Source organism: Mesorhizobium sp. B3-2-1, assembly GCF_006439515.1.
In the GTDB taxonomy this organism is placed as follows: Bacteria; Pseudomonadota; Alphaproteobacteria; order Rhizobiales; family Rhizobiaceae; genus Mesorhizobium.
Map to the genome: position 1 here is coordinate 1 of NZ_VFTI01000075.1, position 1,005 is coordinate 1,005.

General features: G+C 61.3%; 1 protein-coding gene. It reads right to left on the reverse strand.

All coding sequences use genetic code 11. The annotated features are described in order from the left end of the window. Positions 1-1,005 (reverse strand): IS701 family transposase (locus FJW08_RS32265; protein ID WP_140813760.1); only part of this gene is annotated, 1,005 nt, incomplete at both ends.

Genomic DNA, 1,005 nt, shown 5'->3' on the forward strand with positions numbered 1-1,005 from the left:
TTTCGTCCCGCTGCTTTGAGGCGGCGGGCTTGGAGAAAGGCGTAGGCGATCATGGTCATCAAGGCATGTCGATGTAATCCAGTCCATGATCGGCCTTCGAAGTGGTCGAGGCCGAGTTCCTCCTTCAATTGCTGATGTGCCTGCTCACAAACCCACCTGGCCTTGATCGTGGCGGCGAGCATCTTGAGGCTCGCATCGGCCGGTAGGTTCGACACATAGTATTTTTGCTCGCCAGTCGACCGGCGTTCGCCGACGAGCCAGACCTCGTCGCCTGGCATGCATTGCACGCGATTGTCGAGCATCCGGTGCTTATGACCATCCGCAACGCGGACACGGCGAGCCGCAAAGAGGCATGTCAGCCGACCTTTAGTGCCGCGCCGCCAGCTTATCTTGTGCCATCTCTCACCAGACAGCATCACCTCGGCAGAGACCGGCGGCTGGTCTGGGACATGATATTGGCGGCGCCTGCCGGTGGTCGCGACCGGGAAGATCAGATCAACATCGGCCGGATAGACGTTTTGGCGTCGCGATAGTCCTACAGCCCACAGCAGACCGCGCTCACTTAAAGCCTGACGAAAAGAGCTGCTCGACCCGTAACCCGCGTCGGCAAGCACGCAGCCGAAACGCACGCCGGAGGCGATGATACGATCGATCTCTTCGATGGCGATCTCCGGCTTTGTCAGAGCGACCTGTCGATCCTTCGGGACGCGCGCCCGCATCATCCGCTCGGGATCATTCGTCCAGGTGTCGGGCAGGAAGAGCCGAAGGCCCACCATCACCGGCACTTCGCGCGAGGCCAGGGTCACCGACACCAGTGACTGGCAATTGGACGTCTTGCCAAGCGACGAAGCGTATTGAGGCGCGACACCAACCGAATGTTGTCCCTTCTTCGGTAACGCTGTGTCGTCGATGACGAGAAAACCCGCCTCATCGCCGACCAGGCGATCTGCCTCCTTCAGCAGGGCGGCCTCGAGCGGGGCGCTGTCCCAAACCCCTGCCGCGACG